The organism is Acinetobacter tianfuensis, from assembly GCF_003611465.1.
In the GTDB taxonomy this organism is placed as follows: domain Bacteria; phylum Pseudomonadota; class Gammaproteobacteria; order Pseudomonadales; family Moraxellaceae; genus Acinetobacter; species Acinetobacter tianfuensis.
Window position 1 is genome coordinate 50,312 of record NZ_RAXV01000010.1, and the last position, 15,990, is coordinate 66,301.

Annotated in this window: 24 protein-coding genes and 1 pseudogene; 6 read left to right on the forward strand and 19 right to left on the reverse strand. The window is 44.7% G+C overall.

Features of this window, described 5'->3' with window-relative positions; translation table 11 throughout:
- The 19 genes and pseudogenes from rplR to D7V32_RS06370 form a co-directional block, all read right to left on the reverse strand.
- Positions 1–351, reverse strand: coding sequence for a 50S ribosomal protein L18 (gene rplR, locus D7V32_RS06280; protein WP_004281497.1), 351 nt, complete (start codon positions 349–351; stop codon positions 1–3).
- A 14-nt stretch (positions 352–365) separates the two neighbouring features.
- On the reverse strand, positions 366–899 hold the full coding sequence (gene rplF / locus D7V32_RS06285; protein WP_120402039.1) for a 50S ribosomal protein L6: 534 nt from the start codon (positions 897–899) through the stop codon (positions 366–368).
- A 13-nt stretch (positions 900–912) separates the two neighbouring features.
- Positions 913–1,308, reverse strand: a complete 396-nt coding sequence (rpsH, locus tag D7V32_RS06290) for a 30S ribosomal protein S8 (RefSeq protein ID WP_120402040.1) — start codon at positions 1,306–1,308, stop codon at positions 913–915.
- Positions 1,309–1,320: 12 nt separating this feature from the next.
- The gene (rpsN, locus tag D7V32_RS06295; RefSeq protein WP_087527386.1) at positions 1,321–1,626 is read right to left on the reverse strand and encodes a 30S ribosomal protein S14; all 306 of its coding nucleotides are present in this window, start codon (positions 1,624–1,626) and stop codon (positions 1,321–1,323) included.
- A gap of 9 nt (positions 1,627–1,635) precedes the next feature.
- Positions 1,636–2,172, reverse strand: a complete 537-nt coding sequence (rplE, locus tag D7V32_RS06300; protein WP_004691311.1) for a 50S ribosomal protein L5 — start codon at positions 2,170–2,172, stop codon at positions 1,636–1,638.
- A gap of 15 nt (positions 2,173–2,187) precedes the next feature.
- On the reverse strand, positions 2,188–2,505 hold the full coding sequence (gene rplX, locus D7V32_RS06305; RefSeq protein ID WP_120402041.1) for a 50S ribosomal protein L24: 318 nt from the start codon (positions 2,503–2,505) through the stop codon (positions 2,188–2,190).
- A gap of 9 nt (positions 2,506–2,514) precedes the next feature.
- Complete coding sequence (gene rplN / locus D7V32_RS06310) at positions 2,515–2,883, reverse strand: 50S ribosomal protein L14 (protein ID WP_001982634.1); 369 nt, start codon at positions 2,881–2,883, stop codon at positions 2,515–2,517.
- Between the two features lie 91 nt (positions 2,884–2,974).
- On the reverse strand, positions 2,975–3,232 hold the full coding sequence (rpsQ, locus tag D7V32_RS06315) for a 30S ribosomal protein S17 (protein ID WP_120402042.1): 258 nt from the start codon (positions 3,230–3,232) through the stop codon (positions 2,975–2,977).
- Complete coding sequence (gene rpmC, locus D7V32_RS06320) at positions 3,229–3,426, reverse strand: 50S ribosomal protein L29 (protein ID WP_004650482.1); 198 nt, start codon at positions 3,424–3,426, stop codon at positions 3,229–3,231. Before rpmC ends, rpsQ begins: the two co-directional genes overlap by 4 nt.
- Positions 3,426–3,839 (reverse strand): 50S ribosomal protein L16, encoded by a 414-nt coding sequence (gene rplP / locus D7V32_RS06325; RefSeq protein WP_120402043.1) that lies wholly within the window; start codon positions 3,837–3,839, stop codon positions 3,426–3,428. The genes rpmC and rplP overlap by 1 nt, the downstream gene beginning before the upstream one ends.
- Positions 3,782–4,595: pseudogene (rpsC, locus tag D7V32_RS06330) on the reverse strand (30S ribosomal protein S3); the annotation flags it as partial. The gene rplP and the pseudogene rpsC, both read right to left, overlap by 58 nt.
- Position 4,596: 1 nt before the next feature.
- Complete coding sequence (gene rplV, locus D7V32_RS06335) at positions 4,597–4,926, reverse strand: 50S ribosomal protein L22 (RefSeq protein WP_120402045.1); 330 nt, start codon at positions 4,924–4,926, stop codon at positions 4,597–4,599.
- Positions 4,927–4,937: 11 nt separating this feature from the next.
- Positions 4,938–5,213, reverse strand: a complete 276-nt coding sequence (gene rpsS / locus D7V32_RS06340; RefSeq protein WP_004281508.1) for a 30S ribosomal protein S19 — start codon at positions 5,211–5,213, stop codon at positions 4,938–4,940.
- Between the two features lie 19 nt (positions 5,214–5,232).
- Entirely contained in the window at positions 5,233–6,057 is an 825-nt protein-coding gene (rplB, locus tag D7V32_RS06345; RefSeq protein WP_120402046.1) for a 50S ribosomal protein L2, read from the reverse strand.
- A gap of 11 nt (positions 6,058–6,068) precedes the next feature.
- Positions 6,069–6,389: a 50S ribosomal protein L23 gene (gene rplW, locus D7V32_RS06350; RefSeq protein WP_120402047.1), complete on the reverse strand. Its 321-nt coding sequence runs from the start codon at positions 6,387–6,389 to the stop codon at positions 6,069–6,071.
- On the reverse strand, positions 6,386–6,988 hold the full coding sequence (gene rplD, locus D7V32_RS06355; RefSeq protein WP_120402048.1) for a 50S ribosomal protein L4: 603 nt from the start codon (positions 6,986–6,988) through the stop codon (positions 6,386–6,388). The genes rplW and rplD overlap by 4 nt, the downstream gene beginning before the upstream one ends.
- Positions 6,989–6,999: 11 nt before the next feature.
- The gene (gene rplC / locus D7V32_RS06360) at positions 7,000–7,638 is read right to left on the reverse strand and encodes a 50S ribosomal protein L3 (protein WP_120402049.1); all 639 of its coding nucleotides are present in this window, start codon (positions 7,636–7,638) and stop codon (positions 7,000–7,002) included.
- 63 nt (positions 7,639–7,701) lie between these two features.
- Positions 7,702–8,013: a 30S ribosomal protein S10 gene (gene rpsJ, locus D7V32_RS06365; protein WP_004725677.1), complete on the reverse strand. Its 312-nt coding sequence runs from the start codon at positions 8,011–8,013 to the stop codon at positions 7,702–7,704.
- Positions 8,014–8,282: 269 nt separating this feature from the next.
- Positions 8,283–9,017, reverse strand: a complete 735-nt coding sequence (locus tag D7V32_RS06370) for a type 1 glutamine amidotransferase (protein ID WP_120402050.1) — start codon at positions 9,015–9,017, stop codon at positions 8,283–8,285.
- Positions 9,018–9,179: 162 nt separating this feature from the next.
- Here D7V32_RS06370 and D7V32_RS06375 point away from each other — a divergent pair, with 162 nt between their 5' ends.
- The 6 genes from D7V32_RS06375 to D7V32_RS06400 all read left to right on the forward strand — a co-directional run bounded on the left by D7V32_RS06375 (position 9,180) and on the right by D7V32_RS06400 (position 15,957).
- Positions 9,180–10,382, forward strand: a complete 1,203-nt coding sequence (locus D7V32_RS06375; RefSeq protein ID WP_120402051.1) for a PLP-dependent transferase — start codon at positions 9,180–9,182, stop codon at positions 10,380–10,382.
- Positions 10,383–10,396: 14 nt separating this feature from the next.
- Positions 10,397–11,980: a helicase HerA-like domain-containing protein gene (locus D7V32_RS06380; RefSeq protein ID WP_120402052.1), complete on the forward strand. Its 1,584-nt coding sequence runs from the start codon at positions 10,397–10,399 to the stop codon at positions 11,978–11,980.
- A 150-nt stretch (positions 11,981–12,130) separates the two neighbouring features.
- Complete coding sequence (gene hmpA / locus D7V32_RS06385) at positions 12,131–13,339, forward strand: NO-inducible flavohemoprotein (RefSeq protein WP_106984027.1); 1,209 nt, start codon at positions 12,131–12,133, stop codon at positions 13,337–13,339.
- An 87-nt stretch (positions 13,340–13,426) separates the two neighbouring features.
- On the forward strand, positions 13,427–13,870 hold the full coding sequence (locus tag D7V32_RS06390; protein ID WP_120402053.1) for an RrF2 family transcriptional regulator: 444 nt from the start codon (positions 13,427–13,429) through the stop codon (positions 13,868–13,870).
- Positions 13,871–13,982: 112 nt separating this feature from the next.
- Entirely contained in the window at positions 13,983–14,861 is an 879-nt protein-coding gene (gene yihA, locus D7V32_RS06395) for a ribosome biogenesis GTP-binding protein YihA/YsxC (protein WP_120402054.1), read from the forward strand.
- Between the two features lie 148 nt (positions 14,862–15,009).
- A complete protein-coding gene (locus tag D7V32_RS06400; RefSeq protein WP_120402055.1) occupies positions 15,010–15,957 on the forward strand; it encodes a metal-dependent hydrolase in 948 nt (315 codons plus the stop codon).
- Positions 15,958–15,990 lie beyond the last annotated feature (33 nt).

A 15,990-nucleotide genomic window follows, 5' to 3' on the forward strand; every position in this document is an offset into this window, starting at 1 on the left:
TTAGAACTCCAAACCGTTTTCACGAGCAGCATCAGCCAAGGCTTTGATACGACCATGATATTTGAAACCAGAACGGTCAAATGCAACTTTAGTAACACCAGCTGCTTTAGCGCGTTCTGCGATTAAAGCACCTACTTTCTGAGCTGCTTCAACGTTACCAGTTGTACCAGCACGTAAAGTAGCGTCTAAAGTAGAAGCTTGCGCTAATACTTTGCCACCATCTGCTGAAATAACTTGAGCATAGATGTGACGCGGTGTGCGGTTTACACACAAACGAGTCGCACCCAATGCACGAATGTGCAAGCGTGTGCTTTTCGCACGACGCAAACGGGATTGTTTCTTTTCGTTCATAAGAACCTCGCGCCTTATTTCTTCTTAGCTTCTTTACGAAGTACAACTTCGTCAGAATAACGAACACCTTTACCTTTATAAGGCTCTGGCGGACGGTAACCGCGGATTTCCGCAGCAACTTGACCTAATTTAGCTTTGTCAGCTGACTTAAGTACGATTTCAGTTGCAATTGGAGTTTCAGCAGTTACACCTTCAGGAAGGTTGTAGTCGATCGGGTGAGAGAAACCAAGGTTAAGGTTAATAACATTACCTTTAACCGCAGCTTTATAACCAACACCGATAAGCTGTAACTTACGTTCGAAACCTTCGCTAACACCTTTTACAAGGTTGTTCAGCACAGCGCGAGCAGTACCAGCTTGCATCCAAGCGTCTTTCGACTCAGCTTTTGGAGCAACAGCTAGAGAACCGTCTTCCTGTTTAAGCTCGACCAGCGCATGCAGGTTGAAAGACAATGTACCTTTAGTGCCTTTCACTTCGACCTGCCGGCCGTTCTGAGTAACTGTTACACCGTTAGGTACAGTTACTGGGGCTTTAGCCACACGAGACATGAGGAATCACCTATTAAGAAACAAAAGCAATAACTTCACCACCAACGCCTGCAGCACGTGCAGCGCGATCAGTCATGATGCCTTTGCTTGTAGAAACAATTGCAATACCTAAACCTTGCTTAACGCTCGGAAGTGCATCTTTACCGCGATACTGACGTAGACCTGGACGGCTTACGCGTTTCACAGTTTCGATAACTGGTTTGCCTTCGAAATATTTTAAAGTAATCGTTAAAGTCGCTTTGCCTTCATTGTCAGCAACAGCTACATCAGCGATATAACCCTCTTGTTGAAGAACGTTTGCAATAGCAACTTTCAACTTAGAGTTAGGCATAGAAACAGTTTGTTTCTTAGCCATTTGCGCGTTACGAACACGTGTTAGCATGTCGGCAACGGTATCTTGCATACTCATTTATAGTGCTCCTTACCAGCTTGCCTTAACAACGCCCGGCACATCGCCTTGCATTACTGTATCACGTAATTTGTTACGGCTTAGACCGAACTTACGGAAGTAACCATGAGGACGACCAGTTAAACCGCAACGGTTACGTAGACGTACTGGAGACGCATTACGTGGTAATGCTTGGAATTTCATCATCGCTTCGAAACGCTCTTCGTCGCTAGCATTTACGTTTGCAATAATTGCTTTTAATTCAGCACGTTTTGCAGCGTATTTAGCAACAGTAGCTTCGCGTTTCAATTCGCGATTAATCATACTTTTCTTAGCCATATCGACCTCTTATTTGAACGGGAAGCCGAATGCACGCATAAGCGCACGGCCTTCGTCATCAGTGCGGGCAGTCGTAGTAATGGTAATATCCATACCACGAATACGGTCAATCTTATCAAAATCGATTTCAGGGAACATGATTTGTTCCTTAAGACCCATTGAGTAGTTGCCGCGGCCGTCAAATGATTTCGCAGAGAAACCACGGAAGTCACGGATACGAGGGATCGCAATCGAGATCAGACGGTCTAAGAATTCGTACATGCGTTCGCCGCGTAAAGTAACTTTACAGCCGATTGGCCAACCATCACGGATTTTGAAACCAGCGATAGATTTACGAGCTAACGTAAGAACTGGTTTTTGACCAGCAATCGCTTGCATATCAGCAAGAGCACCATCAAGGAGTTTTTTGTCAGCAGCAGCTGCGCCAACACCCATGTTGATCGTGATTTTAGTAATGCGAGGAATATCCATCACATTTTTAACGGCTAAAGTCTCTTGTAACTGAGCTTTAAGTTCGTCGTTGTAACGCGTTTTAAGTCTGGCCATTGCCTTCTCAACCTATTACTTCGCTACCGCCACTGATTCACCATTTGATTTGAATACGCGAGTTTTCACGCCGTCAATCACTTGGTAACCAACACGGTCAGCCTTTTGGGTTGTAGCATTAAAAATTGCCACGTTAGAGATGTGAAGCGAAGCTTCCTGTGTAACTACAGCGCCTTCAGCACCAGTTGCACGGTTCGGCTTTTGATGCTTCTTAACCAAGTTAAGGCCTTCAACCATAACACGGTCATTAGAAACAGACAGGATTGTGCCCTGTTTGCCTTTTTCTTTACCTGCGATCACAATTACTTGGTCGCCTTTTTGAATCTTAGCCATGATTGCCTCTTATAGAACTTCAGGAGCCAGTGAAATAATTTTCATGAACTGTTCAGTACGAAGTTCACGAGTCACTGGTCCAAAGATACGAGTTGCAATCGGTGCCTTGTTGTTGTTCAAAATAACAGCTGCATTGTCATCAAAACGGATAACAGAGCCATCTGGACGGCGGATGCCGAATTTTGTACGTACAACAACAGCATTCATCACGTCACCTTTTTTAACACGTGCGCGAGGAATAGCTTCTTTTACAGTAACTTTAATAATGTCGCCAACAGAAGCATAACGACGATGTGAGCCACCTAGTACTTTAATACATTGTACGCGGCGTGCACCACTGTTGTCTGCTACGTCGAGCATAGTTTCGGTCTGAATCATAGCCCTACTCCAAAACCGAGCATCACCGGTCGCAATTTCGAAAGGCTCAAAGAGTACTCGAAATTGACCGATGATGCAACAAGAACGTTAATTACTCAGCTGCAGCTTCAATAACTGAAACTAAAGTCCAAGACTTAGTTTTAGACATTGGGCGGCATTCTTTGATTGTTACAACATCGCCAAGTTTAGCTGTGTTGTTTTCATCATGAGCATGTAATTTTGTTGAACGGCGGATTAATTTGCCATACAACGGGTGTTGAACGCGGCGCTCAATAAGAACAACGATAGACTTATCCATCTTGTCGCTTACTACTTTGCCTGTTAACGTGCGAACTGTTTGCTCACTCATTGTCCGTTCCCCTGTTTTTCGGTAAGGAGGGTCTTGATACGAGCAATAGTCTTGCGAGTAAGCGCAACTTCATGCGATTTACCCAATTGACCAGTTGCTTTTGCCATACGAAGACGGAATTGGTTTAGCTGTTGCTCATCAAGCAAAGCTGTCAACTCTTCTACCGACTTTTCACGTAGATCTTTAGTTTTCATTACATCACCGTCCGAGTAACGATAGCGGTTTTGAACGGAAGTTTAGCAGCAGCAAGCTTAAATGCTTCTGTAGCCAATTCTTCGTTAACACCATCAATTTCGTACAAGACTTTACCTGGTTTGATTTCGCAAACCCAGTATTCCACAGAACCTTTACCTTTACCCATACGAACTTCTAATGGTTTTTCAGTAATTGGCTTGTCCGGGAAAACACGGATAAAGATCTTACCACCACGCTTAATACGACGGCTGATTGTACGACGCGCTGCTTCAATTTGACGCGCTGTCATGCGACCGCGTTCAACTGATTTAAGAGCGATTGTACCGAAAGATACTTTGCTGCCACGGTGCGCAAGACCAGTGTTACGGCCTTTTTGCACTTTACGGAATTTAGTACGTTTTGGTTGCAACATGGATTATTCTCCTTTTTCAGCAGAACGATCATTGCGACGACCACGACGCTCTTGACCTTCACCACGACCACGGCCACGTTTAGCTGGACGTTCTTCAGCTGGAGCTGGGTTCATGACTTGTTTCATGCCGCCCAAGATCTCACCGCGGAAGATCCATACTTTAACGCCGATCGTACCGTAAGTAGTTTCAGCACGCATAGTAGCATAGTCGATGTCTGCACGAAGAGTATGCAAAGGCACACGGCCTTCACGGTACCATTCAGTACGCGCGATTTCTGCACCGCCTAGACGGCCTGAAACCTCAACTTTGATACCTTTAGCGCCAGCACGCATAGAGTTCTGTACCGCACGCTTCATAGCGCGGCGGAACATAACGCGTTTTTCTAATTGAGAAGCAATAGCTTCAGCAACTAGGCGAGCGTCTAAGTCTGGGCGATCAATTTCGTTGATGCTTACTTGCGCAGGAACACCCATAATGGCTGTTAATTCGCGTTGTAGTTTCTCAATGTCTTCGCCTTTTTTACCGATAACGATACCAGGACGAGCAGTGCTAATTGTAATTTTAGCAGCGCCTGTAGGACGTTCGATAAGAATATTGCTGATCATTGCGTTCTTAAGTTTTTTAGTTAAAAACTCGCGAACTTGCAAATCTTTAAGCAAGTATTCAGCGTATTGTTTCGGATTCGCATACCAGTTAGCGTTATGACGTTTCACAACACCTAGGCGGATACCGATTGGATGAACCTTCTGACCCATATCAAACCCCTACCTTAACGGTGATGTGACAAGTACGCTTAGTAATACGATCTGCACGGCCTTTAGCACGCGGCAAAATACGCTTAAGGCTAGTGCCTTCATCAACGTAGATCGTAGAAACTTTAAGATCGTCCACATCTAAACTGTTATTGTGTTCAGCGTTTGCAATCGCAGACTCTAATGCTTTCTTAACAATAACTGCAGCTTTTTTGTTGCTGAAAGTTAAAATGTTAAGCGCATGCGCAACAGATTTGCCGCGGATAAGGTCTGCAACCAAACGAACTTTTTGTGCCGAGATAGCGGCACCGCGTAATTTAGCAGTTACTTCCATCATAGCACCTATTAACGTTTAGACTTCTTGTCAACACCGTGACCACGATAGGTACGAGTTGGCGCGAATTCACCTAATTTATGACCAACCATATGTTCAGATACGATTACTGGAACATGGTTACGGCCATTGTGTACAGAAATTGTTAGACCAACAAAATCCGGTAAGATCATCGAACGACGCGACCAAGTTTTGATCGGCTTACGGTTATTAGCCGCGATAGCCGCTTCAACCTTAGCGAACAAGTGCGCATCGACGAATGGGCCTTTTTTCAGAGAACGAGGCATTGTCAGATTCCTTTACTTGTTACTTAACGCGACGGTCGCGAATGATCATCTTAGTCGTACGCTTATTGGTACGTGTTTTGTACCCTTTAGCTTTTTGACCCCATGGGCTTACAGGTTGAATACCTTTGTTACGACCTTCACCACCACCGTGCGGGTGATCTACCGGGTTCATCGCCATACCGCGAACAGTAGGACGAACGCCGCGCCAGCGAGCAGCACCAGCTTTACCAAGTGAACGAAGGTTGCTTTCTGAGTTAGATACTTCACCTAACACAGCGCGGCATTCAACGTGTACTTTACGCATTTCGCCTGAACGTAGACGAATGATTGCGTAAGAACCGTCACGACCCAACAACTGAGCTGAAGTACCAGCAGAACGCACTAATTGAGCGCCTTTACCGATTTTCAATTCGATGTTGTGAAGAGTAGAACCGATTGGCATATTGCGAAGCGGCAAGCAGTTACCTGGACGGATTGGAGCATCGTTACCAGATTGTACTTTATCGCCAGCGCGAAGGCCTTTAGGAGCAATGATATAGCGACGCTCACCGTCTGCATAAAGCACAAGTGCAATATGAGAAGTACGGTTAGGATCGTATTCAATACGTTCTACAGTTGCAGGAATGCCATCTTTGTTGCGTTTGAAGTCAACTAGACGGTAGTGCTGCTTATGACCGCCACCAACGTGACGTGTAGTAATGTGACCATTGTTGTTACGGCCGCCAGTACGTTTTTTAGCTTCAACCAACGGAGCGTATGGAGCGCCTTTGTGAAGGTGATCATGAACCACTTTCTCTACAAAGCGACGTCCTGGAGACGTTGGCTTACATTTTTGAATCGGCATAATTTTCGTCCTTATTCCGCTGCGTTTTCAGCGGTATCGCCCAAGTCAGCCATTTCAACATCTTGGCCAGCTTTCAGGGTGACGTATGCTTTTTTAACATCAGAACGGCGTCCTAATGTTTTACCAAAGCGTTTTGTTTTACCTTTAGTGATCGTAGTGTTAACTTTAACAACTTGAACACCAAACAGTTGCTCAACAGCTTTTTTGATTTCAAGTTTGTTTGCATCTAGTGCAACTTTGAACACTTGAACACCAGCAGTTTCGCCTAAAACTTGTGCTTTTTCTGAGAAAACAGGTCCTTTGAGGACTTGATATAAACGTTCGTTGTTCATCCGAGTTCTACCTCAATTTTCTTAGCAGCAGCTACAGACATAACAACTTTATCAAACGCGATCAAGCTAACAGGATCGATTGCAGCAGCATCAACCACATCTACGTGCGGAAGGTTGCGAGCAGCAAGATACAAGTTTTCATCAACAGCATCTGTAACGATCAACGCACGAGTTGCGTTTAAGTCGTTAAGCTTAGCAAGCAAGTCTTTAGTTTTTGGAGCAGCTACAGCAAACTCTTCAACCAATACAAGACGGTCTTGGCGAACAAGTTCAGCCAGGATACATTGCATTGCACCGCGGTACATTTTGCGGTTCACTTTTTGAGACCAGTCTTGTGGACGAGCAGCAAAAGTTTTACCGCCGCCAACCCAGATTGGGCTACGAATAGAACCAGCACGAGCGCGGCCAGTACCTTTTTGACGGAATGGCTTTTTGCCGCCGCCAGCAACGTCTGCGCGTGATTTTTGAGCTTTTGAACCTTGACGGCCGCCAGCTAAATAAGCTGTAACAACTTGGTGAACAAGAGCTTCGTTAAAGTCACGACCAAACGCAACTTCAGACAATTCAACAGCAGAGCCGGAAACAGTATTTAAATTCACGTTATTTCCCCTCAGGCCTTGATAGTAGGACGAACAGTTACGTCGCCACCAGTAGCACCAGGAACCGCGCCTTTAACAACTAGAACTGAACGTTCTGTGTCGATAGCAACGATTTCAAGACCCTGTGTAGTTACGCGTTCAGCACCTAAATGGCCAGCCATTTTTTTGCCTTTGAATACGCGACCAGGAGTCTGGTTTTGACCTGTAGAACCTAAAACACGGTGAGATACAGAGTTACCGTGAGTAGCGTCTTGAGTACGGAAGTTCCAGCGCTTAACACCGCCTTGGAAACCCTTACCTTTAGACGTACCAGTTACGTCAACGATTTGACCAACTGTGAACATGTCAACAGTTAGCGTAGCGCCAACTTCACGACCTTCAAGATCAGCTTCTGTAGCGCGGAATTCTTGAACTAGACGGCCAGCAGCAACACCCGCTTTCGCGAAGTGGCCTTTCTGAGCGTTAGTTACGCGAGATTCGCGACGTTCACCAGTAGTGATTTGAATTGCTTGATAACCATCAGTTTCAAGCGTTTTGATTTGAGTGATGCGGTTAGGATCAACCTCAATCACTGTAACAGGTACAGAAACACCAGCATCTGTAAAGATACGTGTCATACCGCACTTGCGACCGACTAAACCAATAGCCATGTGCATTAACCTCTAAAAAAGCGGCTTAATTAACTTTTATAATTCGTTAATTAACCTAAAGCCTTAACCCAATGCGATCTGAACATCAACACCAGCTGCAAGATCCAACTTCATCAATGCATCTACAGTTTTGTCTGTAGGCTGAACGATGTCGATCAAACGTTTGTAAGTACGGATCTCGTATTGGTCACGAGCATCTTTGTTTACGTGCGGTGATGTTAAAACGTTAAAACGTTCAATGCGTGTAGGCATTGGAATTGGACCGCAAACTTGCGCGCCAGTACGTTTTGCTGTTTCTACGATTTCTTGAGAAGATTGATCAATTAAACGGTGATCAAAAGACTTAAGACGGATACGAATTCTCTGGTTAGACATACCAGTAAACTCCAAGCCAAAAATATAAAGAATCACTCTTGACGCATCTCACCCCACTAATAAAGGCAAGTGTCAAGAGCAGTGAGTTATCACTAAGGTCACGATCGATGCCGCGACTGTCACGATGTTAACTGCTTTACTCGCAGCCAACCCCCTTTCATTAAAGGGTCGCTCATTATAGCTACTGTTTAATGCATAAGCAAATCTAAAATGCCTTTTTATTGTGTTTTTCTATATATTTCGCATACAAGCCGCTTTCAACGCCAGCCTTATGCCGATCTTTGCAAAACATAGGCTATGGCCTGATTTAGCAATTGATTTCCTTCAATAAATTTATCCTTACTGGAGCATTTTAAAACGGATTGAGGCTGTACATATTGACCTGAGAATATTGCAGCATCTTCATCATTTGCTAAAAACAGCTTTAAAGCATCCTGTGTAATTTCAGGATGAAATTGAAAGCATAGGACATGATTGCCAATTTGATACATTTGATTGCGGCAAACCTGATTTTCCGCTAAATGCACAGCGCCTTTCGGAATATCAAAAGTTTCGCTATGCCACTGCATAACCTGAAACTCCGCAGGAAAATCAAAACTCCCCTCAGGCACATGATTCAATTTCCGCACATTATGCCAGCCGCGCTCTTGAAATGGGCTTCGGCTGACTGCAGCGCCAAGCGCATTTGCGACCAGCTGTCCGCCAAGACAGATGCCAATCACTGGTTTCCCCATAGCCAAGTAACGGCGTATCCAGCGTTTTTCAATTTTCAGCCAAGGGTAGTTCGCCTCATCATTTACGCTCATCTCACCGCCCATAATAATCAGCAGATCCACTTCATCAACATGCGGCAAAGCATCTATATCCAAAGGCCGGTCTACAGGCAGCGCAAAAAACTCTGTTGCCGATACCTTCGCATCAAGGCTTTTTAAATAGTCGTAACAGCTTCCAAAACCTTCTCCAGCAATATGCTGAAAATAATGTACTTTCAACTGCGGCTTCATGCGCGCTCCTATTGTTGTTTCTTTATATAGCGTGTTTTTGCAAAAATGAAGCCAACTTCTGCCCTAGAGTACTTCCAGTAAACAATTTGCACACATTGTGGTGTATTTTTCCCTAATCCCTTAATCTCAATTCAATATTTGACCCTATTTTAGAGCTTAACCGTGAAACGAAATACGCAAACCCAACTCATTCATGCACCACGAAAAGCGCCGCAATATATAGAAACGGTTCAGCCTCCCCTATTTCGTGCATCTACAATCATTTTTAAACATACCGATGCCCTATTTAATCGCCATTGGACAGATGAGTATGACTACAGCTATGGCACTCACGGCACGCCGACTACATTTACTTTAGGCGACAGCATCGCGCAGATTGAAGGCGGCCAATATGCCTTGCTTGCCCCTAGCGGACTGTCTGCTATCAATTTGGTAAATTCATGCTTTTTAAGCCATGGTGATGAAGTTTGGGTTGCAGATAATATTTACGGTCCAAACATGGAGCATTTGCGCAATTTAGAAACACGCTATGGCATTCAAGTCAAAGTTTACAGCCCAATTGATGCTGCTACTTTTATTCCCTCTGAAAAAGCGAAACTGATCTGGCTGGAAGCAGCAGGCTCCGTTACTTTAGAATTCCCGGATTTAACTGCGCTGGTCAAAAAAGCCCAAGCGCACAATATACTGACAGCACTGGATAATACTTGGGGGGCGGGACTGGCATTTAATGCCTTTGACTTTGGCGCTGAACATTTAAGTGTCGACATGACCGTACATGCGCTGACCAAATATCCAAGCGGCGGCGGCGACATTTTAATGGGTTCTGTCGTGACGCGTGATCAAAAACTGCATCATCAGTTGTTCCGCATGCATGCCATTCAAGGCATTTCAATTTCGGGGGATGATACAGCTCAAATACAGCGCAGCCTGCCTTCTATGCAGCTGCGTTATGAGCATCAGTCTAAAAGCGCGCTGCAGCTGCTGGACTGGCTAAAGTTGCAGCCTGATTTCGTACAAGTTTTACATCCAGCCAATGCAGACTCTGCAGGTCATCGGTATTGGAAAGAAATTTGCACCGAAGGCCATAGCGCAGGCTTAGTCAGCGTTATTTTTAAGCCTGAATATACGCTGCAGGATATCCGCAATTTCTGTGATGCTCTGACGCTATTTAAACTGGGCTTTAGCTGGGGCGGCCCTGTCAGTCTCGTGATGCTATATAACTTAAAAGATATGCGGGTGCTTGAACATACACATTTACAACAAGGTTTGCTGGTCCGTTTCTGCATAGGACTGGAACATGCTCAGGATTTAATTCAAGATATAGAAAATGCGTTACAACAAATGAAAAAACAGCAACTCGAATAATTACAGGACAAGCCATGGGCACACCAATTGTTATTGCGAAGAAAACCCAAGACACCACACAAGACGTGGTTTTACATTCTCAATTTGCCAACCGTCATGGCTTAATAGCTGGCGCGACAGGCACGGGTAAAACCGTGACCTTAAAAGTTTTAGCAGAAAGCTTTTCACGCATTGGTGTGCCAGTATTTTTAGCCGACGCCAAAGGGGATGTTTCTAGCCTAGCCAAAGCTGGCGCAAGCAATGCTAAATTTGATGCGCGCATACAAAGTTTAAATATTGCTGCCGTACCTTTTGCCGCGTCTCCCGTGGTGTTTTGGGATTTATTTGGTGAACAAGGTCACCCGATTCGCACTACGATTTCTGAAATTGGTCCACTATTACTTGCCCGTATGCTCAAACTGAATGACACACAAGAAGGTGTGTTATCTGCCATCTTCCGTATTGCTGATGACCAAGGTTTATTGCTACTCGACTTTAAAGATCTCAAAGCGTTAATCAGCCATGTCAGCGAACATGCAGCCGAATTTAAAACCGAGTATGGCAATCTTTCACCCGCAAGTTTAGGGGCAATTCAGCGCAATCTACTGGCGCTGGCTGATCAGGGCGGAGACAAGTTTTTTGGCGAACCCGCCTTAGATATTATGGATTTCATTCAAACCGATGCCGAAGGTCGTGGCAACATCAATTTACTGGCTGCCGACAAGCTGATGAACACGCCAAAACTGTATGCAACGTTCTTACTGTGGATGCTCTCTGAGTTATTTGAACGCCTACCAGAAGTTGGCGATATGGATAAGCCAAAAATGGTTTTCTTCTTTGATGAAGCACATTTGCTGTTTGATAATGCCAGTCCTGCACTACAGGAAAAAATTGAACAGGTGGTGCGCTTGATCCGCTCTAAAGGCGTCGGGATTTATTTTGTCACACAAAACCCACTCGATTTACCTGAAAGTGTTTTGGGACAACTGGGTAACCGCGTACAACACGCACTACGCGCCTTTACTCCAAAAGATCAAAAAGCAGTAAAAACTGCAGCCGATACTTTCCGCGCCAACCCTGAATTTAAAGTCGATCAAGCGATTACCGAACTGGGTGTCGGAGAGGCGCTTATCAGCTGCCTCGATGAGCAAGGTACACCGCAAATGGTCGAACGCGGCTGGATTATGCCGCCGCACTCAGCATTTGAGCCTATCAGTTTAGATGAACGTAAAACCCTCATGGCGCAAAGTATTGTTGCTGGCATTTATGATCAGGCAGCAGACCGCGAGAGCGCTTTTGAAATGCTGCAGCAAAAAGTGACAGACCGTAACCAGCAGGCCGCTCAAGCTGAACAAGATAAAGCTCAAGCCAAAGAACAGGAAGCCCGAGCCAAACAGCACGCCAAAGACCAAGCAGCTTTAGAAAAACAGCAGGCACGTGAACAAGAGCGCATTGTCCGCGAACAGCAAAAAGAAGCTGAACGTGCAGCCAAACAGCGTGAAAAGCTGATTCAGGATACCGTTGGCACCTTTGCCAAGAGTGCCGCACGCAGCCTTGGCGGTTCAACTGGACAGAAAATTGTCCGTGGACTCTTAGGTTCTCTCTTCGGCAAAAAATAATCTAAAAGCCCAATCAAAAAGTACAAAATTATGGAATATTTTTATATTCCATAATTTTTTTATGGTTTTTGCTAAAACATGTATTGCAAATATATTTTTAAACATGTATTTTAAATACATCTTATAAATAACAGCCATGAGAGATCAGCTATGACTCCGCAGCAAATTGACCTAGTAAAAGCGACTGTTCCTGTTCTACGTGAAAATGGTGTCGCGCTGACGGGTTACTTCTATAACCGCATGTTGGGCAATAATCCTGACCTTAAAGAAACCTTTAACATGGGGCATCAGCGCAGCGGCGCTCAGGCACAAGCCTTGGCAGGCGCTGTATTGGCCTATGCTGAAAATATTGAAGATCCGTCTGTACTTTTACCGGTTGTAGAATTAATTGCGCACAAACATGTGAGTCTTAACATTCAAGCGCCGGACTATAATATTGTCGGTGAAAACTTGCTGCACTCGATCAGTGAAGTCTTAAGCATTTCAATGGAAGATCCATTAATTGCAGCTTGGGCGGCAGCATACGGACAATTAGCAGATTTGTTTATCAGCACTGAAAAAGCGATTTATGAGCAGCATCAGCAAACTAAAGGCAGCTGGTTAGGCTGGCGCAATTTCAAAATTGCGAAAAAAGTGGTTGAAAGCGATGAAATCACCTCATTCTACCTTGAGCCTTCCGATGGCGGCGATTTACCAAAATATGAAGCAGGCCAGTACATCTCAGTACGTGTATTGGTTGATGAACTGGGTTTAAAACAGCCGCGTCAATATACGCTGTCTACCAGTCCGCAAACCAACTATTTACGCATCTCCGTGAAACGTGAAGACCAAAAAGGTGATTTGGTTGCAGGCTGGGTATCCAATACGCTGCATGGCTTAGAGACCGGTTCAGAAATTGAAGTATCTGCGCCAACAGGCAACTTCTATCTCATTGATCCAAATAAACGCAATGTCTTCATCAGCGGCGGCGTTGGCTTAACTCCGATGATTGCAATGCTGAATCAGCTGGTCACTTTAGACATGCCGCAGCCTGTGACCTTTATCCATGCATGCCGCAGCAAACAAGTGCATGCTATGCATAAACACATTCAGGATTTGAAAGCAAAATATCCGCGCCTTAGCACTTTTACTGCGTATGAGTTCCCTCATGCCAGTGACAAATTAGGTGAAGATTATGACATTGCTGGCCGTCTAGACTTAGGCAGCATGGATACTGCAATCTTGCCAGTCAATGCAGATTACTACCTCTGCGGTCCAATGCCATTTATGGCTGAACAGCAGAAAGCTTTAATTGCCCGCGGCATTCCTGCGGCCAATATCCACAGTGAAGCTTTCGGCACAGGCGGTGTAAAACACTAACTCTCCCGTCCGCTTGAAATAAAATAGGGTTAGTTTAGTTATGCTAGACTAACCCTTATTTATTTCTCCTACACTTACAGTATTATCATGCAGCTGAATAAATTCACCGATTATGCCTTACGTGTTCTGATGTATATCGCTCAGCCCAAAGCGCTGCCGTATACAATTGCGGAAATTGCCGAAGATCTGTGCGTATCGCAAAATCATTTAGTGAAAATTGTGCATTTTATGGGAAAACAGGACTGGCTGATTACCGCCCGCGGCAAAGGCGGCGGCATTCGCCTTAACCCTCAGGCACTCACGCTTCGTCTTGGTGAAATTGTCCGGATTTTACAGCGTGAAAATCCGATTGTGGAATGCAATACGCCTCCCTGCGTGTTACGCAGCAATTGCGGTTTAAAAGGCATTTTAGATCAGGCGATGGAGCAGTTTTATCACAGCCTTGACCAATACAGCTTAGGAGATGTCCTCAGCACCCCGCCCTCATCAAAATACACTACGCAGTCTCCCATTCAAATGATCAATCTATGATGTGACCGCGCCCATTTTCCATTCGATCAGCGCATCTTTCAGATCAAAGTTCGCTTGCCCGAACGAGTTCCTTTATAATGGCTGCTTGTAAATCAGTCATTGAAGTCGAGTTATGCATCAGCACAGAGGAAAATCTAGAAACAGTAAGGTAGCTCATGCGCCTAAGCAAAAGATCAGCTACGAAAAAAAAGTCGATCCAGCTATTACTGAATACTCTGTACGCGCATTAAACTGGCTGCGTAAAGCTGAATTCTTAATGAGCGCGCCAAAGCTGAATTTATGCGTTGAAGATACAGGCTATGAAATCGCTTTTGCCGGCCGCTCAAATGCAGGAAAATCTAGCGCAATTAATGCCTTAACCAATCAAAAGCAATTGGCCCGCGCATCAAAACGCCCTGGCCGCACCCAAATGATCAACTTTTTCAGCTTGGGCAATCCAGACCAGCGTTTGGTCGATTTGCCGGGTTATGGCTATGCGGCCGTACCTGAAGCGATGAAAATTGTTTGGCAAAAAGAACTCGAAAATTACCTGATTCACCGTGAAAGCCTGCAAGGCCTTGTTCTGCTCATGGACATTCGCCACCCGCTGCAGCACTTTGACGTCATGATGCTGGAATGGGCATATTCACGCAAATTGTTCGTGCATGTGCTGCTGACCAAATCAGATAAATTAAACCGCGGCCCTGCCTCTAAAGCGCTGCAAGAAGTCAAAGCGCAGCTGAAAAAAATGAAGCTTCAGTTCTCCATTCAGACCTTCTCTTCTTTAAATAAGCAAGGTTTGGAAGAATTGGCCAGCATCATGGGCGGCCGCCTTAACTTCACGCTGGAACAAGCTGCAGAGTTTGATTTGGCAAGCATTCCAGATGCAGAAGCAGATGATTTTGATGCAGATTTTGACAGCGAAGAGCTGAATAGCGCTGAACTGCATGAAACTGATGAGGCATCAAATACTGAAGAATCTGCAGACAAACAGCCGAAAGAGCGGCCTTAACTGCTGATAGGTCAAATTGTCTGACAATAATTATCATTTTATGACAACCAAATGTCCTGTATTGCTAATTACAATACAGGATATTTTTTTCATACTGACTTTATATAAATGTGCATATTTTCACAAAAATTAAAATAAGGACAGTCAGATGAAATTACTCTCCCGCCTCAAAAATTCAAAAATAGGCTCTTCGATCAGCTACAGCATTAAACCGCGCAAAGTAAAATTTGAATGGCAGGATACCCCCGTTGACTGGATTCCAAATCAGCCTTTTATCAGCTATTTTATTAATGAAATTAATATGATTTTACCTGCAGGCGAATTTTGGTTTTGCCGTCTGTACAACAAAGTTTTACCCAAAATTACCGATGAAAAATTAGCAGAAGATGTACGCGCCTTTATCCGCCAAGAAGCTATGCATGCACAGGCGCATAATTCTGCAAATAATGAATATTTAACAGTCCGCAGCATTGATGTCAGCCGCAATTTAAAAATCATGGATTTCTTATTCAACAAAGCATTGGCTGATCAGCCCATGGGATACGAAGTGCCCAAAATACTTGAGCATCAGTGGGACTTATTCCGTCTGGGGATTATTGCAACCGTCGAACATATGACCTGCGTACTGGGCAAGTATGTCCTTTATAACAAGGAATGGGAACGCTTAGGCGCAGATCCCAATATGCTGGATTTAGTCAAATGGCATGGCGCAGAAGAAATTGAACACCGTACTGTGGCATTTGATTTATACCGTCATTTAGGCGGCGGCTACATTTCCCGCTATTATCAAAGCTTATTGGTAATTGTAGCAGTCATTGGCCTATGGACAGATGGCGCAGCGCATATTTTAGGACAAGACCCGCGCTTTGCCTCAATCAAGCCAGCTGTGTACAAACCTTGGATTTGGCGTGAATGGGCGCGTATTGCGCAAAAAGACAACCAAATGATGCCTCACCCGTTATGGCTGGTTTCGCAGCAGCTAGGCTACCTCATGCCATGGTATGACCCTGTACATGAAGCGAAAACTGAAGATGCGATTGCTTATTTAGATCAATCCCCTGCCGCAAAACACGCACTGCCAAAAGTCGCAGCATAAAAAGTTTTAAGATCCATTTAAATAAAAAAAGCA